This is a genomic window from Streptomyces hyaluromycini, assembly GCF_002217755.1.
Classification (GTDB): Bacteria; Actinomycetota; Actinomycetes; order Streptomycetales; family Streptomycetaceae; genus Streptomyces; species Streptomyces hyaluromycini.
Genome location: NZ_BCFL01000016.1, coordinates 1,394,384 through 1,415,331, shown reverse-complemented (window position 1 = coordinate 1,415,331; position 20,948 = coordinate 1,394,384). Strand labels below are relative to the sequence as shown.

The following is a 20,948-nucleotide window of genomic DNA, read 5'->3' as shown; positions in this document are numbered from 1 at the left end:
CTGAAGGGCGGTCACCCCGTTTCGTACGGGGTGACCGCCCTTCGGCGTTGTCTCAGCGTGCGGTGATCTCCAGCGCCGTGACGACCACCGTCGCCACGGCGGCGAGCGCGCCGATGCTCGCCAGCGGCCACCGCGTCCGCTCCAGGGCGTCCAGCCGCTGCTCGTGGTCGGCGAGCTGCCGGTCGGTCTGGTCGCTGCGCTGGACGAGAAGCGCGAGCGAGCCGTCGACCCGGGCGAACCCGGCCTCCAGCGTGCCGCGCAGCCGCTCCAGTTCCAGGGCGACGGTGATCGGGTCGTTCGGATCAGGATCGGTCATCGGCACCTCCCGTCCGCAGCCACGAGGGCAGCAGCGCCTGTACGGCGGGCACGGCCATCACCCTGGTGACCGCGGCGGCGACGGCGAGCGCGCCGGCGGCCCAGGGCAGGGTGGCCGGGATGCCGGCGGCGTCGACGACCGCCGGCAGCAGGACACACAGGCCGACAGCGGTCTGTACGACGGTACGGAGGGTGTGCCTGGCGGCCTCTGACATCGTGCACCTCGTTTCTTCGAACAGCGTTCAGGAGCTGTGGGGGACCTTGAGCGCCGCCCAGGACTTCGCCCCCGGCCAGCCGTCGGCCGACGCGCCGGTGTAGCCGAGCTTGCGCTGCCACTTCGCGTACGACGCCCGGTCGGCGTCGGTCCACTGCGGGCCGGGGCCGTCGGCGTACGCGGAGCAGCCGTTGGCGACCAGCCGCCTGCCCATCGCGGTGACGATCGCCGACCGCGGGCTCTTCCTGAACCAGTCGGCGCCGGGGAAGGGCTGGTAGGCGGGCGTACCGGGCGAGGTCTTCGGCTGCAGCCTGGCGGCGACCCGGCTCCGGAAGTCGGCCATCGCGAAGCCCTTGGGGTCGATCTTGGTGTTCGTCCACTCCTTGTGGCCGATCACCGACCGCGCGCTCCAGCCGTGCGCCCGGCACAGCGCGGCCGACGCCCGGACCATGGCGTCCAGCTGGACGTCGGGCCAGGGGTCCTTGCCGTCGCCGAGGTTGACGCACTCGAAGCCGTAGAAGTGGACGTTGCCGTCGGTGTCGTTCCGGTTCGGCGCCGGCAGGGTGGCGCTCTCGGCGACGACGGCGGCGAGGACGTGGCCGTCGCCGCTGCCGGCGTGGTTGGCGCGGCCGTTGCCGACGAGGTGGACCGTGCCGTCCTTGGCGATGACGCCGTGGCAGAGCGGGCCGGGCAGGTCGGAGCGGCCGTTGAAGCACATGCTCACGGAGGTGGTGGTGCCGGAGGTGACGGTGTGGTGGATGATCACGCCGTTCACCGGGCCCCAGGCGCCGTGGCCCGCGCGGTTGTGGGTGCGCCAGCCGTCGTGCTCGACGACGGTGACGCCTTCGGCTTGGAGGGCGGTGAGGAGGGCGTCTGCGGAGAGGGGTGTGGCCATGGGCGGGTCCTTCTGGGCTTGGCGGGCATGAAAAAACCCGGGCCGGGGTGGGCGGCTCGGGTGGGGTTCGGGGTGCGGGTGGGTGGGGGCTGGTCGCGCCCACGCGGCGGAGCCGCATATCGATAGCAGCCCCGCGCCCCTAGAAGGCGGCTGCGCCGCCAGAACGAGCGGCTGCGCCGCCTTATGAGGCGTCGGTGTCGGTGGGGGTCCACGTCGTGCACAGGGTGCTGTAAGCCGCCCTGTTCTGGTCGAAGTTGGTGAGGGCCGCGGCCACCGCGCGCTGGATCGCGGTCTGGTCGGGGACCACCGGGTCCGTGCCGAGCGGCAGGACGGTGACGCGGCCGATGCCGCGCAGCACGGAGTTGTTCGTGCCGGCCTCGGCGAACTGGGCGGTGATGTTGACGGGCGAGTACGTGCCGGTGATCGGGTCCGGACCGATGATGTCGCTCAGGCTGCTGTCGGAGACGTTGACGTGGATGGTGTGACCGGCCTCGTCGACGGTGGCCCGGCCGGCGAAGTCGATGGCGAGGCCCCAGGGCTGGGTGGTGTCGATGTCCATGAGTTCCTCTCTCAGGTCTGGCGGCCGTGCATCAGCACGGGGTTGACGTAGACGGTGCCGCCGCTGGCGACCTGGGCCTGGACCTCGACCTTGAGCAGCGTGCCGAAGACCGCGTCGAAGTCCGAGCTGATCAGGCCCGTGTAGTCGAAGCCCAGGGTGGCGTCGACGGTGCTGCCCCACTGGGCGCCGTTGACGAGCACCTGGACCGAGCCGGCGTAGCCGGAGGTGACGCGGGTGTTCATCAGGAGCCGCATCTTCGGCTGCCAGGCGATGTTGTAGGACATCGCGATCGTGGTCATGCTGGCGGACGTGGTCTGCGGCCAGCGGGTGTACGTGGAGTCCTGCGGCGGGAGCATGCTCAGCCAGGGCCGGGAGAGGCCGCCCTGGCTGACGTCGTCCGAGACGATCTCGTTGCCGTGGGCGTCGTAGACACGCAGCGGTTGCAGCCCGGTGGCGGTCTGGTCGCCGTTGTACAGGCTGACGGCCAGCTCGCCGGTCTGGCGGCGCATCGCCAGGCCGTACTCGGCGCCGGTCCACTTGCCGACCGCGAAGATGGCGGGACCGCCGGAGGGCGGCCGGACGGCCAGCGAGCCGCCGCCGGTGATCTCCACGGCGCCGCCCGTGACCGTGTTCTGGGCGGGCCGGCTGTTGACTGCCGTGGACAGCTGCTGGATGCGGCGTTCCATCTGGGTCAGCCGGTCGATGATGTCTTCGGGGAGCTGGGGCATCAGGCGGCCTCCTCCAGGTAGAGCTCGGCGGTGTCGGGACGGCCGCGCTGGGCCGGGCTGACCTTGACGCCGATGATCCGGTAGCTGGTGTCGAGGCCCTCGGTGAACCACTCGTCGGTGATCCGGATGCGCGCGGTACGGCCGAGCAGCGCGGTCGGCACCAGGTCGTCGAGCCGCACGCTGATCTCGGGGATCACCACCGCGCCGGTGGCCGCGGCCAGTTCGGCACGGGCGAGGGCGTTCAGGGTGTTCTTGTCGGAGATGTCGTTGTGGTCGGAGGTCAGGTCGATGCGCGGATAGCCGCCGTGGCCTTCCGCGGTGCCGATCAGCCGGTCGGCGATCGCGACGTCGGAGGCCAGCGGCCGGGACTCGGTGGCCTGGTCGGTGTTGATGGACGCGCCGCGGGCCCGGGCGGTGGTGCCGCCGCGGGTGGCGTCGCGCGGGAAGGAGTACGACAGGATCGTGCCGGGCCGGTCCAGGACCAGGGGGGTGGAGCCGGTCTCGATCCTCGGATGGTCCAGCACCAGCCGGCGCACCCGGCTCCCGGAGACCGGGTCGGTGTAGACGGTGACGTGGTACTCGAAGCCGTCCTCCAGCGCGGCCAGCGAGTCGAGGGCGTCCAGGTAGGAGGTCTCGTCGCCGTCCTCATAGGTGACGGTGCGCCTCACACCGGAGGTCTCGGCACCGACGCTGACGAGGATGTCCCCGCCGTCCAGCGTGGTCTGCATGTCGGTCCACAGGCCCCGGGCGATCTCCAGCTGGTCCTTGTCGGAGAAGGCCAGCTTCGCGGGGACGTCGGGGTCGGGGTCGGTGTCGGTCTTCACGGGGCGGATCATCCGCCGCCCCGCGTACGACTCGAAGGTCGCCGCCTGGATGCCGAGGGTGAGGACGCCCTGGTCGTCGCTCTGCAGGGTGCTGGTCCAGATGATCCCGCCCCACCACAGGTCGGTGCCGCGCTGGAGGTAGACCGAGGTGCGGCCCTCCTCGATGCGGCGGACGCGGGCGGCCATCGCCGCGTTCGGGACGGGGACGGTGCCGGAGAGCGAGCCGGCCTTGCCGATGTAGTCGTCGACGGTGACGTCGCGCAGCGGCAGGATGTCGATGGTGCGGTCGGTGAGCAGGTCGCAGAAGATCGCCCGGTAGGGCGTGTCCGTGGTCATGGGCTGTCAGCTCCTCAGAGCACGAAGCAGGTGGAGACGCGCACGTTGTTGCCGACCTGGATCACGCCGCTGGTCGCCCAGGTGATGAGGTAGACGGAGCCGTCGGTGGTGATCCGGGCCGCACCGCTGGCGTATCCGTCGGTGACGACGGCGTAGCTGTCGACCGCCGGCCGCCAGCCGGCGGGCAGCGTGCCCATCAGTTCGTCGGTGACGTTGCCCGGGTTGGTGGTGCCGGCCGCGGTCGCGGTGAGGCTGCTCGTCGTGCGGCTGAAGGAGAGGGTGAACGAGCAGACACCGCGCGTGCGCCGGGCGGCGAAGGACGACAGGGTCCAGCTGCCGGTCGCGGTGGCGCCGGTCGTGGTGGTCTCCACCACGAGGGGCGGCTGGTAGTCGGCCCAGGCGGTGCCGGACCAGCGCTGGAGCACGCCGCCGGCGTCCCGGTACTGGCCCGGGTAGGCGCCGTTGCTGGTGTCGCTGGTGACCGGGAGGATGCCGCCGAGGCCGACGGTGGCGGTCCGCATGCCGGTGATCCCGGCGGTCCAGTCGATGGCGTTGGCGCCGGCGCTCGCGCCCTTGGGCACGGTGACCTGGTACAGCGGGACCGACAGGGCCGGTGTCGCGGGGACGGCCGGGGTGGCGGCGGGGGTGCCCTGGACGATCTCGACGGCGGCCTCGGCGCGGCCGGAGCCGTCGTAGGTGTCGTCGTAGACGCGCAGCACGACCAGGTCGACCCTGCCGTACTGGGCGTCGCCGGCGGCGAAGACGAGGGGCAGGTACTCGGTCAGGGCGACCGGGTAGGCGCCCTGGGCGTCGGAGCCCTGGACGACGGCCCGGCCGGGGCTGACGGTGGCGGTCATGGTGCCGGTGGCACCGGTGAGGGTGAATCCGGAGATCCGGTACTGGCCGTCGGGCGAGCCCGGCAGGATGCCGGAGCGGGTGGCCAGGGTGGAGGTCGGGGTGAGGGCGCCGAGTGAGACGAGCCGGGTGTCCTCACGGGTCTGGCTGTCCGAGGACAGCCAGCCGGAGCGTACGGGCATGGTGAACTCCTGTGCGGGGAGGGAAGGTCAGCAGGCCGGGTCGATCCGCCCGTACTGGGCGTCGCCCGCGGCGAAGACGAGGTCGACCTGTTCGGTGACGGTGACCGGGGTGAGCGCGCCGGCCTGGTTGGTACGGGTGTCCTCCCGGCCATGGCCGTCCGGGGACAGCCATGCGGTGCGTACGGTCACGAAGGCGACCCCCGTGGTCAGGAAGCGGATTCGTAGGTGCCGTGGATGGACAGCACGTCACCGGAGGCCCAGACGAAGGGCAGGGACTTGTCCCACAGACCGGTGCTGAACCCGAGGGTGTCGCGCAGCGAGCGGACGATGCCGCCGCTCGTCGTCGCGAGCAGGCCGGTGCCCTGGTAGAACAGCAAGGCGGAGGAGTCGAACGCCTCCGCGGTCAGCACCCGCCCGTCCAGCTTCCACGCGGTGGAGACCGGCGCGGCCGGCAGCGAGAACGTCCAGTTGCCGTCGGTGGCCTGGGCGGAGAGGTTGGTCGTCGACCCGATCTTCAGATAGATCCGGACGTGCACGACGGTGCCGGTCTTCACGTACGACCCGGCGAGCGTGCCGTTGCCGATCGTCGGCGCGGTACCGGACTCGGCGCCCCAGACCGGCGTGTAGTCGGTCCAGCTCGGCACCGGCTGGTACGACACCCACGCCGAGCCGTTCCAGCGCTGCAGCAGCCCGCCGGACGAGTCCCGGTACTGCCCGGTGTAGCTCGCGGTGGTGACCGCGCCGGCCGGTGCGATGCCGCCCAGCGCGCTCGGGTACGGCACCCACGCCGAGCCGTCCCAGCGCTGCAGCGCGCCGCCGGAGTCGCGGTACTGGCCCGGGTAGGCGCCGTCGCCGGTCTCCCCGTACACCGGCAGGATGCCGCCGACCGCCACGGTGGGGGTGCGCAGGTCGGTGAGGACAGCGGCCCAGTCGAGGCCGCCCTTGCCGGCGCTGGCCCCGGCGGGGACCTTGACCTGGTAGATCGGCAGCGCGATGGCCGGGGCGGCGGGCGCGACCGGGGTGGCGGCCGGGGTGCCCTGGACGATCTCCAGGGCCGGCTTGGTCTGCCCGGAGTTGTCGTACAGCGAGTCGTAGATCCGCACCACGACGAGGTCGATGCGCGGGTTGGCGGCGTCGCCGTCGGCGAAGGTGAGGCTCGCCGGCTCCGGCAGGGTGACCGGATAGGCGCCCTGGGTGGCGCCGGCCGCGATGACCGCCCGGCCCTCGTGGACGGTGGCCTTCATGGCCCCCGAGGTGCCCTCCATCCAGAAGCCGGACATCCGGTAGAGGCCGTCGTAGGACCCCGGCAGGATGCCGGAGCGGACTTCGATCGGGTTGACCGGGGTGGTCGCGCCCAGCTGGGTCAGCCGGGTGTCCTCGCGGGTCTGGCCGGTCTCGGCCACCCATGAGCTGCGCAGGTTCATATCCGGGTCTCCTGTGATCTCGTGGCTCGGGCGCGGGGGTCGGTCACCACTCCGCCGAGCGCCAGCGGACGGCGAGCCGGGCGCCGGTGTCGTAGGTGTCGGGGCGGAACGCCAGCTGGGCCTGGCCCGGTTCGAAGGCGAACAGTTCCTCGGGGCCGCTGTCGGCGGCGGCGGTGTGGCGGCGGGAGGCGGTGGCGTTGAGGGTGACGGTGCCCTCCGCGGTGTCGACGACCAGCTCGTCACCGGCCGCGAGTTCGATCTCGTAGCGCAGCCTGCGCCCCGAAGTCCGGTCGGTGACGGTCGGGTTGGCGCAGGGCCCGGTGAAGGTGAGGACCGGATGGGTCGGGGCCGAGCCGGTGTTGTCGGCGTTGACGTCACCGGTCGAATCCGCCTGCCCCCAGTACAGCGGCCAGGTCAGCGGCCACGTCAGCCCGCTCTCCGGCTGCGGTGCGCCGGTCACCGCCGCCTGCTCGTCGACGGCGTAGCGGCGCGGGTCGGTGGCGTACCACTGCACGGACGCCCTGGCGACGCCCTGGGTGGTGTACGTCCGGTCGGTGGCGAGCACCCGCTGGCTGACCCGGGCCCGCACGGCGAGGATCTCGCCGTGCAGCCGCACCGCGAGCCAGCGCTCCTGGTCACCGAGGAGCAGGGCCTGGCGCAGGGCGCGCGTCGCGGAGAGGTAGGAGGCGGTGTCGTCGGACGGCGGTACGGTCCACAACGTGCCGCCGACCCTGCGGGGCTTGGCGTACCGCGCGCCCGGCCAGGCGCCGTGCGCGGTGGGGTGGTCGGCGTCGGTGGTGTCGTAGTCCGGGAGGTCCTCCCAGCCGGTGAGCCCGTCACTGCCGATCTCGTACGGCGTACCGGGGCCCAGCAGCAGACCGGCCCACTGCATCTGCCCGTCGCGGGTGATGAGTGAGCCGGGGGGAACGTCGTCGGTGTATGCGGTTGTGGTCAGGTCGGCCATCGGCCTTCACCTCACTGTCGTCGGTGCTGTCATGCGCAGGCGTGTGCGGAGGCCAGGAAGAGCAGGTCGGTCGCGGTGGCGTGGGCGCCGGCGCCGTGGCTCTCGTGGAACTCCTCGATGCGGTGCGGGCGTTGGGCCGCCGGGGTGGGGTGTCTGCGGGCGAGGGCGGTGAGAGGGAGCACCTTGCCCGTCCGGGCCGCGCCGGGGACGGCGATCCCGCCCTCCGCCAGCATCGGGATCCTGCCGAGATGCACGCCGAACTTCTTGCCGAAGAAGCTGAAGCTGAGCTTGTTCAGCCCGTCGATCACCCAGTTGGCGAAGGCGATGAGCCCCTGGATCGGGCCCTTGATCACCCCGGCGACGGTCTGCGCACCGGTGGTGACGAACTGGCCCATCGCGGTGAGGGTGCGGGAGGTGGCGTCCTTGATCCGGGAGAAGCCGCGGGGGATGTCCCTCGTGATCCAGTCCAGCACGGGCTTCACGGCACTCCTGAACCCGTTCCAGACCGCCGACACCTTGCCGCTCAGCGCCCGGGTGTCGCCGGTGGTGAGGGCCTTGAGGACGGCGAAGCCGGTGCCGATGAGGGTGCCGAGGGCGGTGAGGACACCGGTGATGAGGGTGAGGTAGCCGGTGACGTACGTGTTCACCGCGCTCGCGATGGCCTTGATGATCGGGGTGAGGATGGTCAGGCAGCTCTGTACGTACTGGAGGATCAGCTCGGCAAGCTGGCCCGTCAGCCGCTGCCCGGTCTCGGAGTTGAGGGCGAGGCCGATCAGATAGCCGGCCAGCGGTACCAGCAGGGCGAGCACGAACCCGAACGGGTTGGCCCGCATGCCGACGTTGATGGCGTCCATGGCGATCGAGCCGACGGTCATGGCCACCCCGAGGGCGGTCATCAGCGTGGCCACCGGTCCGGTGACGGTGACGAGCCCGCCGAGCAGGGCCAGGGCACCGCCGACGCCCAGGGCCAGCTTTCCGAGGGAGTCCCTGCCGCCGCCGGCCTTGTCGGCCGCGGCCTTGACGCCGGTGGCGGCGCCGGCGGCGGCGCGGCCCGCCTCGGCCAGCGCCGTGTCGGCGGACCCGGCGCGGGCCTTGGCCTCGCGGAGTGCGGTGGTGTCCTCCTCGGCGGCCGAGCGGATCCGGTCGGCGGCGGTGGCGGCGTCCTTGAACGGGGCGACGGACGACGTGAGGGTCCGTGCGGTCGCCTCGGCCGCGCTCCGCATACGGCGCAGCGCCCCCGTGCTCCCTTCCAGCCCCGTGCGGTCTTCCGCGCCGCTCATCCGCGCGCCTTCGCCAGGAACATCAGCGCGTCGGCGGTGCGCTGCGGGCTGCTGGTCTCGGCCGCGTAGTAGTGCTCGATGTGCAGCGCGCCGCCGTCGGCGCCGGCGCTGCTCGCGGTACCCCGCGCGGCCGCGCGCTTCAGCAGCCGGTCGAGCTTGCTGAGCGGCAGCACGGCCTCGGCCTCACCGGCTTCGGCGAGCAGCGCCGGGACCCCGCCCGAGCGGGGCAGGACGACACCGCCGGTGGCCAGCGCGGGGATCCTCGGCAGGCTGACGCCGAAGGTCTTGCCGCCGACCATCGGCACCCAGCCCGGGATGGAGACGTGGATGCCGTTGAGGGCGCCGATCGCGGAGTTGATGATCCCGATGACTCCGTTGATCGGGCCGCGGACCGCGCCCTTGATGCCGTCGAAGGCGCGGCTCGCGATGCCCTTGAGGCTGCCCCAGACGCTGGACAGCCGGTCCTTGACGGCCTGGAAGGCGCTGGGGATCGCGGACCTGATCCAGCCGACCACCGGCGAGATGACGTTCTTGATGCCCTTCCACACCCCGGAGACGACCGAGCGGATCGCGTTGAGGGCGCCGCTGATGATCGTCTTCCACATGTTGACGTAGGTGCGGATGACGGTGGCGACGGCCTTCACGACGTTGGTGATCGCCGTCTTGACGCCGCTCCAGACCGACTTGATCAGCTTGCCGGCGTTCGTCATGATCGGCCCGACGGCCTTCATGACATTGCTGATCACGGTGTGGATGACCTCGAAGGCCTCCTTCATGATCTTCTGCATGGTTTTCGAACGGAGGGCCATGTCGACGACCATGCCGATCAGCGGGGAGAGGAGTCCGAGCAGCACGCCGATGACATTGCCCTTCATCGACTTGTTCAGCCCGTTCATTCCCGTCCCGGCCTTGTCGGCCCCGGACTTGAACCTGCCGAGCAGTCCGCCGCTCCGCTCTCCGGTCTTGCCGGCCTTGCCGACGGACCGTTCCGCCTGCTCGGCGGCGGTCCTGAGCCCCTTCAGCCCCTGGGACGAACCCTCGGCCGCGCCTTTGAGCCGGTTGAGGCCGCCCTCACTGGTCCGTGCCTTGTCCCCGATGCTCCTCGCGGCGCCTGCTGCGCCCTCGGCCTGCGTCCTGAACCGCTGGAGCGCGGTCGTGGATCTGCCGAACGCTGCGACAAGAGACATGTGTTGCTCCTCTTCTCGATGCTTTCGCCTGACGGCCCGAAAGGCGCGGATCAGGCGGTGCCGATCGTCCTTTCAAGGGCCTCGGCCCTCACCCTGATCTGCTCCAGCTCGCCAGTCAGCCTGTTCAGGTCCTCCGCGGTTTGGCGGTACCTTTCCGTGTTCTCGGCCTTGAAGCGGCCGTCGTGCGAACGCCGCTCCGCCTCATGGGCCTGTCCGGATGCGCTGACCCGGGCGGTCTCGGCGAGGTGCGCCTGCCCGTGCAGCAGCTCCCTGACCGAGCCTTCGAGGGTTCCGAGGCGCTCGCCGTGCCTGTCGCTCGTCTGTTTCAGTTCTTTTGTGTCGACGGATTCCCGGCCCAGCAACCGCTCGATGTGCTTGACCCAGGGAAACTGGATCTGGGCGCCCAGGATGCTGACGCCGCCTTCGGTGACCGCGATGGCGCTGGGATTCCATGTGAACCACTGATTGCTTGCGTAGATGGCCTGGTCGGTTGCGGAGATGTCCTTTCCGAAGAACGAGCTGAGAACCGACTCGAGATGGTCCACCGGGGATTGGTCGGCCTTTTTCGTCAAGTCCTTCTTGATCTCCGAGATCTGCCTGCTGAACTGGCTGTTCAGTGTTTTGGAGGCGTTCTCCGAGCTTTTCGAGATATCGGACTCGACGTCGGCCAGTCGGTGTTCCAGTTCCGCGTGCGTGACATACGTGCCCATCTGTTCACCTTCTTCTGGTGGGCGAAATGGAGCGGAAATCCATGCGAAGGCCGTCCTGGTGCTGTAGATTGCCGCTGTGAAACCCGGAACGATAGTCCTTAATGTCCTTCTTTTGGCGATTTGGGTTGTTGTGGCATGGGTGAGTTTTCTGCCGGCGTGGCGGATGTATCTGGTCGGCCGCAAAGGCGTGAAGAGTGACGGCGAGTGTGTCGGCCATGCCCGTGGGCAGGTGGGCAAGGTGTTCGCCGTCTACGAGTACGCGGATGCCGCCGGTGCGCGTCACCGGATGACTGCGGTGGACGGCTCGTCGGTCCGGACGGGGGATCGGCATGACGTCGTCTACAACCCGCGCAAGCCGAATACGGCTTTCCTGTGGCCGGTTTCGATGAAATCCGTCAGGAATCATGTGCTGGGCGGAGCGGCACTGACGCTCATGCTCTGCCTCACGTCCTACAGCATCTCCGGGGGAACGCTCTGAACCGCTTTCCCCGGGAAATCGGTTCACTTCGTCGTGCCGGGGAAAATGCGCCGTGAGCGGCAATGCCGCTGCGGTACACGCTCCTCGGGTGCGTCAGCGGCGGCTGCGGCGGGCCTCCGTGAGCGCGTCCGTCCAGCCGGCCGCGTAGGCGCGGGACTCACGGGTGAGCAGTTCCTCGTACAGCCGGTCGAGCAGTGCCTCGCGGTCGGGCGCGGGGGAGTGCAGGAGGTGAGCGAGACGGGAGTAGGTGTCGATCGGCTGCTGCGGGAAGTTGCTCGTGCCAGTCGCCATGTCTGTCGGCCTGCTTTCCGGTCTGTCCGCTGGGCTGGTGGTACAGGTGTGCGCTCCTGACGCGCTCGAAGCGTCCGTTCGAACTAGTGTACGAGTAATCTGTTGGTGTCGCTCCGTGTTTGGCGAACCCGATTTGTTTCACTCTCCGTTGCCGTCCGGTCCGGACCTGCGGTGTTGCGAGGGTGCAGTGGATGTTGTGTCAGATGCGTGGAGTAGGATCCGGCCGTTCTCCCGTCGGTGAATCGAAGGTGAACGGTGCGGCCTGGCAAGGGGCCTGAAGGCCTGTCATACGACGGTGGACGGCCACCGGGCGGCCGTCCTCGCGCGGGCCGCCGTACGGCGTGGTCAGCCGAAGAAGCGGGCCAGCTGTACGGCCGACGGTCTCGCATCGGAGGGGGCCGGCTCCGGAGCCGGTTCGGCCACCGGCGGTTCCCCGTCGTCGTACGACGGCCTCGGCACCGGCGCCGGGGGCTCCGGCTGGTCGCCCTCCTCCGAGTTGACGCTGGCGAACATCCAGTTCGCGGCCGCCAGATGGTCCACCGCGGCGGCGAGGAGATGGTCGGACACCGACCACTCGGCGGCCTCGCCGTGCAGCTCCCTGTTCAGCGCGCTGTCGTGCGGCAGGTGCTTGACGAGCAGCGCGAGACGCCGTGCGGACAGCGTCTCGCGGTGCCAGTCGAGCAGGTCGATGCCGTAGTAGCGGAGCAGGTCCGCTTCGAGGGCCTCGGCGTGTTCGTCCACGAACCCGACGAGGCTCAGCCTTCCCCCAGGCCGAGCCCCGTCTCCTTGCCGTAGGCCTCCAGGACGGCGGCGATGTCCTGCATGGTGACCTCGTGCTGTTCGAAGCGGCCGAACTGCTTCTCGCCGAGCAGCAGGCGCAGCAGCCCGTCCACGTCGTTGTCGTCGAGCTTGCGCAGGGCCTTCGCGGTCGCGCGGGTCAGCTCGGTGGGCAGGGTGTAGCTCTCGCCGTCGAGTTCGAACGACCAGGTACGGCCGAGGGCTTCGAGGCGCTGGGCGCGGGCGGCGTTGACGTCGAAACGGGCCATGGTGACTCCTTGAGCAGAGAAACAGGGACGCGGTGCGGGTCCGGGGTGGGGCGGACGGGCGCGTCCGCCCCACCCCGGCGGGTCAGGACGCGGCGTACGCCGCGTCCTTCATCACGAAGCTGGCCAGCGCCGAGCCGTCGGCGGCGGCCATCGCCGTGTAGGTGATGCCGAGCTGGGCCGCGGACTTGCGGGCCAGCTTGATGTCGTCGGCCGCGGTGACCTGGCCGCGCGGGATGCCGAAGCGGTAGGTGACGGTGGTGCCGTCGCTCGCCTTGACGTCCGTGAACTCCAGGCCGAGGGCGCGCACGTCGGCGAACGGGCGGTCGGCGATGTCGTACTTGTAGACACCGGTCGAACCCGTCACCGCGTCCACCGTGCCGCCGCCCATGAAGAACGGCAGCGTGTCCTTGTTGAACTGCATCAGCGAGAACTTCAGGGTCAGGTCGCGGTCCGAGTACACGAAGTGCACCGGGCTGACGGCCTGCCACACGTCGACCGGCTCCAGCTTGTCCTTCTTGGAGAAGGTGACGCCGTCACCGGAGGTGAAGCCGAGGTTCTTCCAGCTCGCCCAGTCGGTGGCGGTGTCGGTGGAGAAGGCCGTCGGCACCTTGGTGTCGGCGGTGGCGACGTAGAGGCGGCCTACGCCGGCGATGCGGATCTCGGAGGAGTTGGTTCCTGCCATGGTGGTTTCTCCTTGTCATCGGGGGTTGGTGCCGTATCCGGCGGTGTCCGGGTACGACGAAAGCCCCGCCGGGGTGGCGGGGCCTTCGGTCTGTGGGGTGGAGCGTCCGGCTGGTCGGTCAGTAGACGTCCACGTACACCTTCATCACGGTGACGTAGCGGTTGGCGGCCGAGTAGAGGTAGTCGGGCAGCCAGCGCGGGCCGTCCTGCTCCTCGACCTCCGTGACGAGGTTCGTGCCGTAGCGGTGGTCGGCCATCGACAGCAGGATCTGGCGGGCGTCGTTGGCCAGGACGTGCGCGGCCTGCTTCGTCGGGCCGTACACCTCCAGCTCGATCAGCGGCTGGTCGACGTGGCGTTCGCCGACCCAGGCGCCGCCGCGGCGGTTCACGAAGACGGCGGCGGTCGTGCCGTCGAAACCGGTCTGCGCCTGTACGGCGACGGTGGCGCCGGAGAGGCGGGAGTCGTCCTTCAGGACGTCGACGATCATGGCCTCCACGTCGGGGAATGACGCGGGCGGGGTGGGTGTGGTCATGCCGGATCACCTCGGGGCAGCGGGTGGGATGAGGGCGGCCGGCCTGCGGGCACAGCTCCGCCGCTGCACCAACTGTGACAGGGAGCGTGCTCGCACGCAACTAAATCTGGAGGTTCGTGCGCGGAGGCAGAGGCTGGAGCCTCGTGCGCGGAGAGGGAGGGGCTGAGGGTGGGGGTTCGCTGCGGGCGGGTGGGGGGCTGGTCGCGCAGTTCCCCGCGCCCCTTCGGGGCGCTCTGCGCCACCCCCGTGAAGAAACACCCGTCGGCCCACGGGTGTCCTCGATGGCGCGTCCGGCGATGGAGGGGTGGAGCTCAGTCCGCGGTCGTCGTTGCCGCGTCCGCCAGGGGGTGGGGGTCCTCCTGGTCCCGGGGGTCGTTCGGCAGGAACTGCTCCACCACCCGCACGAACATCTCCCGTCGGTCCGCCGGCACCCCCAGCAGGTCGGCCACCTCCTCCAGTGTGGGCCGCCGGGCGAACTCCGCACTCGGTGCCGGTGCGGCCAAGTAGTCGTGCGGGTCGGCGAGTTCCTCTGCCGTGAGGCGGCCGGACCGGATGAGCATCTCGCGGACCGGGACGCCCAGTACGCGGGCGAGCCTGCGTGTGGTCTCCAGGTCCGGCATGCTCTGGCGCTGCAGCAGGCGGGTGACGGCGGCCCGGTGGACCCCCGCCTCGTCCGCTATCCGCGACTTGCCGCCGCCGCGTGGACTGTCGATGTCGTAGCCGCGGTCGCGCATCAGGTCTTCGACCCACGCGGCGAACGCGTCCAGATCCTGGCTGGTCATCTGAGGGCTCGCTTCCTTTGGGGGAGGGCAGCAAGTTTAGCTTGCTTGCGCGCACGGAATTACGTGCTCTCGTGCAAGCACCGAGGAACGTTCGCGTGATGCGGGGAGGTCGGGTGGCGGCGGGTGTCCGGGTGGTCCCGATCTTTCCATGATCCTCCGAAAGGGCCCCTGGCATATTTGTTGCGAGCGCGCGCGCAATCTGTAAGTCTGGACGGCGCTCGCCTCACACCAGCCCCACCGGAGTCACCTTGGGAGGCCCCATGTCCGTCACCGGAAACCCATGCCCACCGCCCGCCTGGCAGGCCGCGGCCGCCTGCACCGGGCTCCCGCCCCGTGTCGTCTTCTCGAAGAAGGTCACGGAAGCCGCCCCCGCCCTGCGGGCCTGCACCCGCTGCCCGGTCCGGCGCGCCTGCGAGGAGGCCGTCGCCCCCGCCGACAACTGGTTCGACGGCGTCTGCGGTGGCCGGCTCTGGCGCCGGGGCCGCCCGGTCGAGATCCCCGCCCAGCTCCTCCCGGCCATGCAGAGCCCGGTCGTACAGGGCGCCCTGCGCCGCGGAGGCTCCGTTGCCTGACCGTCGTACGACCATCGCAAAGCCTCCTTCCACCCCGGTACGCCCGCCCTCCGAAGGCCGCCCCGCCGATCAGGCCGCCCTCTGGATCGGCCTGCTCCTCCAGCAGTTCCCCGAGCTGGCCGTCGAGCTCGCCCCCGGCCGCGGCACCTCCCCGGCCCGCCGTCCGACGCCGGCCCCGCCCGCCGCGGACCTCGCCGACCGGCTCCGCGCGGAGCGCGCCGAGGCCCTGCTCCTCCAGCAGGCCCAGGGGCTCGTCGCCCCCGGTCACAGCGCCGCACCTCTGCGGCTGCACATCTCCGACACCATCCGCGACATCACCGACGGCGTCGTCGAGCTGGAAGAAGCCGTCCGCGACCGGCTCGGGCTGCCCCGCGTCCGCCGTGCCTCCGTGCCCGAGCGGCTGCGCCGGATCGGCGGGCTCCTCGACGGCATCGCCGCAGACCCCGTACTCGCCGCCCACGTCCGGGACGAGACCCGCCGCATGGCCCGGCGCTGCGCCCGCGCCCTGGGCGACACCGAGACCGTCGTCCGCGTCACCGGGCGCTGCCCCTGGTGCGACTCCGTCTCCCTGCGCGCCTTCCCGGACCGCGCCGCCGTCCTCTGCGTCAACCCGGCCTGCCGGTGCGCCGATCCCGACTGCGGCTGCCACGACGACCCGGCCTACCGGCACACCTGGGACGAGGGGGAGTGGAGCCACCGATGACGTCCACGCCCGGTGGGCTGCCCACCCTCGTTCCCGGTCCCCTCGCCGCCCAGGAGGCCGGCGTCGCCCCGGCGACCATCCGGAAGTGGGTCCAGCTCGGCCGCCTCAAGGCCGCCGGCAGGGCGGGCCGGGCCGCGCTCTTCCGCCTGGAGGACGTGTTCGCGGCGGAACGCGCGGCCGCCCGCCGCCCATAGCGGACGGCACGGCCCAGGGGCGGGGCCACCCCGGCCTCCGGCCCTACGGCTCCCGGCCTCCGGCCCTACGGCTCCCGGCCTCCGGCCCTACGGCTCCCGGCCTCCGGCCTCCGGCTCCCGGCCTCCGGCCTCCGGCTCCCGGCCTCCGGCCTCCGGCTCCCGGCCTCCGGCCTCCGGCTCCCGGCCTCCGGCCCTACGGCTCCCGGCCTCCGGCCTCCGGCTCCCGGCCCCCGGCCTCCGGCCTCCGGCCTCCGGCCCTACGGAATCCCCAGCTCGAAGATCACGTAGTGCGCGTACCACCCCGACGCCACCGCGGCCGTCGCGAAGAAGACCACCAGGCTCGGCCACCTCAGCCGCGCCATCGCCGCCGCCGGGGCCAGGAGCAGCGGGAAGACGGGGAGCAGATAGCGCGGGGTGTTCCCGAACATCTGCTGGGTGCCGAGGATCGTGACGATCGAGGCGAGGGCGTATGCCGTCAGCACCAGCGGCGGCCGCTTCCGCAGCATGAGCGCGACCAGGAACGGCAGCGCCACCACCATCTGCACGGCGATCAGGTCCGGGACGGAGTAGGCGAAGAGATAGTCGCCGTGCCCCACCGCCACGTTCCGCAGCACGTCCAGGGTGTAGGCGCCGAAGTCGAAGTAATGGGCCCAGGCCTTGTGCTGGAGAGCGAAGTACGCGCCCGGGTCCCCCATCGACCAGCCCACCCAGGCGATGTAGGTGAGGAGGCCGAGGGGCGCCGCGACCGCCGCGTAGAGCGGGGCCGCGACGCCCTGCTCGCGCCGGCTGTCCCGGCGTACCAGCGTCACCAGGGCCGCCAGGCCGACCGCTCCGATCAGTACGGCCGCCGTCGGGCGGCTCAGGCCGGACAGGAAGGCGAGCAGGCCGGCCGTCACCCAGCGGCGCTTCAGCACGGCGTGGCAGGTCCAGGCGGCGATCGCCACGAACAGGGACTCCGTGTAGACCGCCCACTCGACGCCGGCGGCGGGGGCCACGGCCCACAGCCCGGCCGCGACGGTGCCGGCCCGGGTGCCCGCGAGCATCGAGGTCACCGCGTAGATGCCGGCCGCCGCCACGAACGAACACACCACCGAGACGAGGATCGCCGCGCCGTACAGGCCGAGGCCGGTGACTTCCGAGACGGCCCGGACCAGGCCGGGGTAGAGGGGGAAGAAGGCGACCGAGTTCTGTTCCGCCGTGAACTGGCCGCCCGGTGCGAGCGGCTTGAGCGGCCCGGGATGGTAGCCCTTCTGCGCCACCTGGAGGTACCACCAGCCGTCCCAGGTGGACAGGACGTCCCACCAGTGGGTGCCGCCGCCGAAGCGGGGGTCCTTGTGGCGGTAGTCGCCGGCGTACGCGAGGAGCCAGGCGAAGACCAGGAGGCCGGTGAGCTTGGCGGCGCCGTAGAGGGCGAGGGGCGGGAGGTAGGGGCGGGCGGCCGGGGGGAGACGGGGACGCGGCGCCGGCTCGGCCGTGGTCGCGGTGCTGCTCTGAGCTGTGCTCATGCGTGATTCCCCCTGAAGAACGCCGTGGAGTGCCTCGCGTGGTCGTCGGGCGGCCGCGGGTTCGTTGTGGCTGGTCGCGCCCACGCGGCGGAGCCGCAAATCTATACAGCCCCGCGCCCCCGAGGGGGCGCTGAAGGGGACCGGCGATCAGAAGATCTGATCAGCGTGGCACAGGCGCCGGACCGACCCCCGACACCCTGCGCCCTCTTCCGTTCGCGTGTCGTTCGTCTCCGTGGTATATCGGGAGGCGCCTCAAAATCGCAGCTCATGCCCCCCGCAACCGGTCCCCGTCCCTTTGTTTTGACCGGAGTGATTGCGCTAGGTACGCTCAGACCTTGTGCCTGGGGTGTGCCCTGACCCTCGTGCGTGCCTTCAAACCGCACCGGAGTGACGAGTGGCCACCGCGATCCGCGCCCCCTTCTGCCTTGCGGCAGGAGTCCACGGAATCCGACACACCCGACCGCGTGGGTCGGCGATGTTCCAGGTTAGCTTCACCATTCGGCACACAGAAACCGGAGAAGTAGTGCCTACGATCCAGCAGCTGGTCCGCAAGGGCCGGCAGGACAAGGTCGAGAAGAACAAGACGCCCGCACTCGAGGGTTCCCCTCAGCGTCGTGGCGTCTGCACGCGTGTGTTCACGACCACCCCGAAGAAGCCGAACTCGGCCCTGCGTAAGGTCGCGCGTGTGCGTCTGACCAGCGGTATCGAGGTCACTGCTTACATTCCGGGTGAGGGACACAACCTGCAGGAGCACTCCATCGTGCTCGTGCGCGGCGGCCGTGTGAAGGACCTGCCCGGTGTTCGCTACAAGATCATCCGCGGCTCGCTCGACACCCAGGGTGTCAAGAACCGCAAGCAGGCCCGCAGCCGCTACGGCGCCAAGAAGGAGAAGTAAGAATGCCTCGTAAGGGCCCTGCCCCGAAGCGCCCGGTCATCATCGACCCGGTCTACGGTTCTCCTCTTGTCACCTCGCTCATCAACAAGGTGCTGCTGAACGGCAAGCGCTCCACCGCCGAGCGCATCGTGTACGGCGCCATGGAGGGCCTGCGCGAGAAGACCAGCAACGACCCGGTCATCACGCTCAAGCGCGCGCTGGAGAACATCAAGCCCACGCTTGAGGTCAAGTCCCGCCGTGTCGGTGGCGCCACCTACCAGGTGCCGGTCGAGGTCAAGCCCGGCCGCGCCAACACCCTGGCGCTGCGCTGGCTGGTCGGCTACTCCCGCGCCCGTCGCGAGAAGACCATGACCGAGCGTCTGCTCAACGAGCTTCTCGACGCTTCGAACGGCCTCGGTGCGGCCGTCAAGAAGCGCGAGGACACGCACAAGATGGCCGAGTCCAACAAGGCCTTCGCGCACTACCGCTGGTAGTCGCAGTCCACATCGAGACCGAGAGAAGACTGAAGCCTTATGGCTACCACTTCGCTTGACCTGGCCAAGGTCCGCAACATTGGGATCATGGCCCACATCGACGCGGGCAAGACGACCACCACCGAGCGCATCCTGTTCTACACCGGTGTGTCGTACAAGATCGGTGAGGTCCACGACGGTGCTGCCACCATGGACTGGATGGAGCAGGAGCAGGAGCGTGGCATCACGATCACCTCTGCTGCCACCACCTGTCACTGGCCGCTCGAAGACGTCGACCACACGATCAACATCATCGACACCCCGGGTCACGTCGACTTCACCGTCGAGGTGGAGCGTTCGCTCCGCGTCCTCGACGGCGCCGTGACGGTGTTCGACGGCGTTGCCGGCGTGGAGCCCCAGTCCGAGACGGTTTGGCGTCAGGCGGACCGCTACGGCGTCCCGCGTATCTGCTTCGTCAACAAGCTCGACCGGACCGGTGCCGAGTTCCACCGCTGCGTGGACATGATCAAGGACCGTCTGGGCGCGCAGCCGATCGTGATGCAGCTCCCGATCGGTGCCGAGGCCGACTTCCAGGGCGTCGTGGACCTCGTCCGCATGAAGGCGCTCGTCTGGTCCGCCGAGGCCACCAAGGGCGAGATGTACGACGTCGTCGACATCCCGGCCACCCACACCGAGGCTGCCGAGGAGTACCGCGGCAAGCTTCTGGAGGCCGTGGCCGAGAACGACGAAGAGATCATGGAGCTGTACCTGGAGGGCGAGGAGCCCTCCGAGGAGCAGCTGTACGCCGCGATCCGTCGTATCACCATCGCGTCCGGCAAGTCCAAGGACATCACCGTCACCCCGGTGTTCTGCGGTACCGCGTTCAAGAACAAGGGCGTTCAGCCCCTGCTCGACGCGGTCGTGCGCTACCTCCCCTCCCCGCTTGACGTCGAGGCCATCGAGGGCCACGCCGTCAACAACCCGGAGGAGGTCGTCAAGCGCAGGCCGTCCGACGACGAGCCGCTGTCCGCGCTGGCGTTCAAGATCATGAGCGACCCGCACCTCGGCAAGCTCACCTTCGTCCGGGTCTACTCGGGCCGCCTGGAGTCCGGCACCGCCGTGCTGAACTCCGTCAAGGGCAAGAAGGAGCGCATCGGCAAGATCTACCGCATGCACGCGAACAAGCGTGAGGAGATCGAGTCGGTGGGCGCCGGCGACATCATCGCCGTCATGGGTCTGAAGCAGACCACGACCGGTGAGACGCTGTGCGACGACAAGGCCCCGGTGATCCTGGAGTCCATGGACTTCCCGGCGCCGGTCATCCAGGTCGCCATCGAGCCCAAGTCGAAGGGCGACCAGGAGAAGCTGGGCATCGCGATCCAGCGCCTGGCCGAGGAGGACCCGTCCTTCCAGGTCCACTCGGACGAGGAGACCGGCCAGACCATCATCGGTGGTATGGGCGAGCTGCACCTTGAGGTGCTGGTCGACCGTATGCGCCGTGAGTTCAAGGTCGAGGCCAACGTCGGCAAGCCGCAGGTCGCGTACCGCGAGACGATCCGCAAGGCCGTCGAGCGCGTCGACTACACCCACAAGAAGCAGACCGGTGGTACCGGTCAGTTCGCCAAGGTGCAGATCGCGATCGAGCCCCTTGAGGGTGGCGACACCTCGTACGAGTTCGTGAACAAGGTGACCGGTGGCCGTATCCCGAAGGAGTACATCCCTTCGGTGGACGCCGGTGCGCAGGAGGCCATGCAGTTCGGCATCCTCGCCGGCTACGAGATGACGGGCGTCCGCGTCACGCTTCTCGACGGCGCCTACCACGAGGTCGACTCCTCCGAGCTCGCCTTCAAGATCGCCGGTTCGCAGGCCTTCAAGGAGGCCGCGCGCAAGGCGTCCCCCGTGCTCCTTGAGCCGATGATGGCCGTCGAGGTCACCACGCCCGAGGACTACATGGGTGAGGTCATCGGCGACATCAACTCCCGCCGTGGCCAGATCCAGGCCATGGAGGAGCGGGCCGGTGCCCGCGTCGTGAAGGGCCTCGTGCCCCTCTCGGAGATGTTCGGTTACGTCGGCGACCTGCGCAGCAAGACGTCCGGCCGGGCCAGCTACTCCATGCAGTTCGACTCCTACGCCGAGGTTCCCCGGAACGTCGCCGAGGAGATCATCGCGAAGGCCAAGGGCGAGTAGCGCACCGCGTTCAACGCACCGCGCGCACACGCTTTAGGCTTGACCCCGGAGCCTCACGGGCCGTTCCTCCGCATTCGTGGCGGAATGGCCCGGGGCCCGGGACCTAACAGCAAAGATCACCTGGCGCCGATCGAGTCAAGGCGTACAGAACCACTT

The 20,948-nt window shown here is 70.2% G+C and carries 27 protein-coding genes; 7 read left to right on the top strand and 20 right to left on the bottom strand.

Annotation, left to right across the window (positions count from 1 at the left end; all coding sequences use genetic code 11):
• Positions 1-52: 52 nt before the first annotated feature.
• The 13 genes from SSP29_RS06580 to SSP29_RS06525 all read right to left on the bottom strand — a co-directional run bounded on the left by SSP29_RS06580 (position 53) and on the right by SSP29_RS06525 (position 10,473).
• Positions 53-316 carry a hypothetical protein gene (locus SSP29_RS06580; protein WP_089099471.1) on the bottom strand — a complete coding sequence of 88 codons (264 nt, stop codon included), beginning with the start codon at positions 314-316 and terminating at the stop codon, positions 53-55.
• Positions 303-530 carry a hypothetical protein gene (locus tag SSP29_RS06575; RefSeq protein WP_089099470.1) on the bottom strand — a complete coding sequence of 76 codons (228 nt, stop codon included), beginning with the start codon at positions 528-530 and terminating at the stop codon, positions 303-305. Before SSP29_RS06575 ends, SSP29_RS06580 begins: the two co-directional genes overlap by 14 nt.
• Positions 531-557: 27 nt before the next feature.
• Entirely contained in the window at positions 558-1,424 is an 867-nt protein-coding gene (locus SSP29_RS06570) for a peptidoglycan-binding protein (RefSeq protein ID WP_089099469.1), read from the bottom strand.
• Between the two features lie 181 nt (positions 1,425-1,605).
• Complete coding sequence (locus SSP29_RS06565; RefSeq protein WP_089099468.1) at positions 1,606-1,983, bottom strand: hypothetical protein; 378 nt, start codon at positions 1,981-1,983, stop codon at positions 1,606-1,608.
• A gap of 11 nt (positions 1,984-1,994) precedes the next feature.
• Entirely contained in the window at positions 1,995-2,711 is a 717-nt protein-coding gene (locus SSP29_RS06560) for a hypothetical protein (RefSeq protein WP_089099467.1), read from the bottom strand.
• Positions 2,711-3,871 (bottom strand): hypothetical protein, encoded by a 1,161-nt coding sequence (locus SSP29_RS06555; protein ID WP_089099466.1) that lies wholly within the window; start codon positions 3,869-3,871, stop codon positions 2,711-2,713. The genes SSP29_RS06560 and SSP29_RS06555 overlap by 1 nt, the downstream gene beginning before the upstream one ends.
• Before the next feature lie 14 nt (positions 3,872-3,885).
• Complete coding sequence (locus SSP29_RS06550) at positions 3,886-4,908, bottom strand: hypothetical protein (RefSeq protein WP_089099465.1); 1,023 nt, start codon at positions 4,906-4,908, stop codon at positions 3,886-3,888.
• 27 nt (positions 4,909-4,935) lie between these two features.
• Entirely contained in the window at positions 4,936-5,097 is a 162-nt protein-coding gene (locus SSP29_RS58335) for a hypothetical protein (RefSeq protein ID WP_167449855.1), read from the bottom strand.
• A 17-nt stretch (positions 5,098-5,114) separates the two neighbouring features.
• Positions 5,115-6,332, bottom strand: coding sequence for a hypothetical protein (locus SSP29_RS06545; RefSeq protein ID WP_089099464.1), 1,218 nt, complete (start codon positions 6,330-6,332; stop codon positions 5,115-5,117).
• A gap of 43 nt (positions 6,333-6,375) precedes the next feature.
• The gene (locus SSP29_RS06540; RefSeq protein ID WP_089099463.1) at positions 6,376-7,296 is read right to left on the bottom strand and encodes a phage distal tail protein; all 921 of its coding nucleotides are present in this window, start codon (positions 7,294-7,296) and stop codon (positions 6,376-6,378) included.
• 29 nt (positions 7,297-7,325) lie between these two features.
• Positions 7,326-8,576 carry a phage tail family protein gene (locus tag SSP29_RS06535; RefSeq protein ID WP_145968860.1) on the bottom strand — a complete coding sequence of 417 codons (1,251 nt, stop codon included), beginning with the start codon at positions 8,574-8,576 and terminating at the stop codon, positions 7,326-7,328.
• Positions 8,573-9,763 (bottom strand): phage tail protein, encoded by a 1,191-nt coding sequence (locus SSP29_RS06530; protein WP_089099461.1) that lies wholly within the window; start codon positions 9,761-9,763, stop codon positions 8,573-8,575. The genes SSP29_RS06535 and SSP29_RS06530 overlap by 4 nt, the downstream gene beginning before the upstream one ends.
• 50 nt (positions 9,764-9,813) lie before the next feature.
• Complete coding sequence (locus tag SSP29_RS06525; protein ID WP_089099460.1) at positions 9,814-10,473, bottom strand: hypothetical protein; 660 nt, start codon at positions 10,471-10,473, stop codon at positions 9,814-9,816.
• A 76-nt stretch (positions 10,474-10,549) separates the two neighbouring features.
• On the opposite strand from SSP29_RS06525, the gene SSP29_RS06520 reads away from it, so the two are divergent.
• Positions 10,550-10,951 (top strand): DUF3592 domain-containing protein, encoded by a 402-nt coding sequence (locus SSP29_RS06520; RefSeq protein WP_145968859.1) that lies wholly within the window; start codon positions 10,550-10,552, stop codon positions 10,949-10,951.
• Positions 10,952-11,044: 93 nt separating this feature from the next.
• Here SSP29_RS06520 and SSP29_RS06515 read toward each other — a convergent pair whose 3' ends face one another.
• From SSP29_RS06515 to SSP29_RS06490, 6 genes are all read right to left on the bottom strand, one after another.
• The gene (locus tag SSP29_RS06515) at positions 11,045-11,242 is read right to left on the bottom strand and encodes a hypothetical protein (RefSeq protein ID WP_089099458.1); all 198 of its coding nucleotides are present in this window, start codon (positions 11,240-11,242) and stop codon (positions 11,045-11,047) included.
• Positions 11,243-11,587: 345 nt separating this feature from the next.
• Positions 11,588-11,932, bottom strand: coding sequence for a hypothetical protein (locus SSP29_RS06510; protein ID WP_089099836.1), 345 nt, complete (start codon positions 11,930-11,932; stop codon positions 11,588-11,590).
• Between the two features lie 65 nt (positions 11,933-11,997).
• The gene (locus tag SSP29_RS06505; protein WP_089099457.1) at positions 11,998-12,288 is read right to left on the bottom strand and encodes a hypothetical protein; all 291 of its coding nucleotides are present in this window, start codon (positions 12,286-12,288) and stop codon (positions 11,998-12,000) included.
• 82 nt (positions 12,289-12,370) lie between these two features.
• Complete coding sequence (locus tag SSP29_RS06500) at positions 12,371-12,970, bottom strand: phage tail tube protein (protein WP_089099456.1); 600 nt, start codon at positions 12,968-12,970, stop codon at positions 12,371-12,373.
• Positions 12,971-13,088: 118 nt separating this feature from the next.
• Positions 13,089-13,502 (bottom strand): phage tail termination protein, encoded by a 414-nt coding sequence (locus tag SSP29_RS06495; protein ID WP_089099455.1) that lies wholly within the window; start codon positions 13,500-13,502, stop codon positions 13,089-13,091.
• A gap of 311 nt (positions 13,503-13,813) precedes the next feature.
• Positions 13,814-14,284: a helix-turn-helix domain-containing protein gene (locus tag SSP29_RS06490; protein ID WP_089099454.1), complete on the bottom strand. Its 471-nt coding sequence runs from the start codon at positions 14,282-14,284 to the stop codon at positions 13,814-13,816.
• A 260-nt stretch (positions 14,285-14,544) separates the two neighbouring features.
• Between SSP29_RS06490 and SSP29_RS06485 the strand changes: the two genes are divergently transcribed.
• The 3 genes from SSP29_RS06485 to SSP29_RS06475 are packed head-to-tail and all read left to right on the top strand — an operon-like array spanning position 14,545 to position 15,753.
• A complete protein-coding gene (locus SSP29_RS06485; protein ID WP_089099453.1) occupies positions 14,545-14,856 on the top strand; it encodes a WhiB family transcriptional regulator in 312 nt (103 codons plus the stop codon).
• Positions 14,849-15,559 carry a hypothetical protein gene (locus tag SSP29_RS06480; RefSeq protein ID WP_150133655.1) on the top strand — a complete coding sequence of 237 codons (711 nt, stop codon included), beginning with the start codon at positions 14,849-14,851 and terminating at the stop codon, positions 15,557-15,559. Before SSP29_RS06485 ends, SSP29_RS06480 begins: the two co-directional genes overlap by 8 nt.
• On the top strand, positions 15,556-15,753 hold the full coding sequence (locus tag SSP29_RS06475; RefSeq protein ID WP_089099452.1) for a MerR family transcriptional regulator: 198 nt from the start codon (positions 15,556-15,558) through the stop codon (positions 15,751-15,753). Before SSP29_RS06480 ends, SSP29_RS06475 begins: the two co-directional genes overlap by 4 nt.
• 257 nt (positions 15,754-16,010) lie before the next feature.
• On the opposite strand, the gene SSP29_RS06470 is transcribed toward SSP29_RS06475, so the two are convergent.
• Positions 16,011-17,258, bottom strand: a complete 1,248-nt coding sequence (locus tag SSP29_RS06470) for a putative hexosyltransferase (protein ID WP_089099451.1) — start codon at positions 17,256-17,258, stop codon at positions 16,011-16,013.
• Positions 17,259-17,781: 523 nt separating this feature from the next.
• Between SSP29_RS06470 and rpsL the strand changes: the two genes are divergently transcribed.
• Genes rpsL through fusA form a run of 3 tightly spaced genes read left to right on the top strand, consistent with a single transcriptional unit; the run spans position 17,782 to position 20,792 of the window.
• Complete coding sequence (rpsL, locus tag SSP29_RS06465) at positions 17,782-18,153, top strand: 30S ribosomal protein S12 (protein ID WP_003948652.1); 372 nt, start codon at positions 17,782-17,784, stop codon at positions 18,151-18,153.
• A 2-nt stretch (positions 18,154-18,155) separates the two neighbouring features.
• Positions 18,156-18,626: a 30S ribosomal protein S7 gene (gene rpsG, locus SSP29_RS06460; protein ID WP_007384059.1), complete on the top strand. Its 471-nt coding sequence runs from the start codon at positions 18,156-18,158 to the stop codon at positions 18,624-18,626.
• 39 nt (positions 18,627-18,665) lie between these two features.
• Positions 18,666-20,792: an elongation factor G gene (gene fusA / locus SSP29_RS06455; protein ID WP_089099450.1), complete on the top strand. Its 2,127-nt coding sequence runs from the start codon at positions 18,666-18,668 to the stop codon at positions 20,790-20,792.
• Positions 20,793-20,948 lie beyond the last annotated feature (156 nt).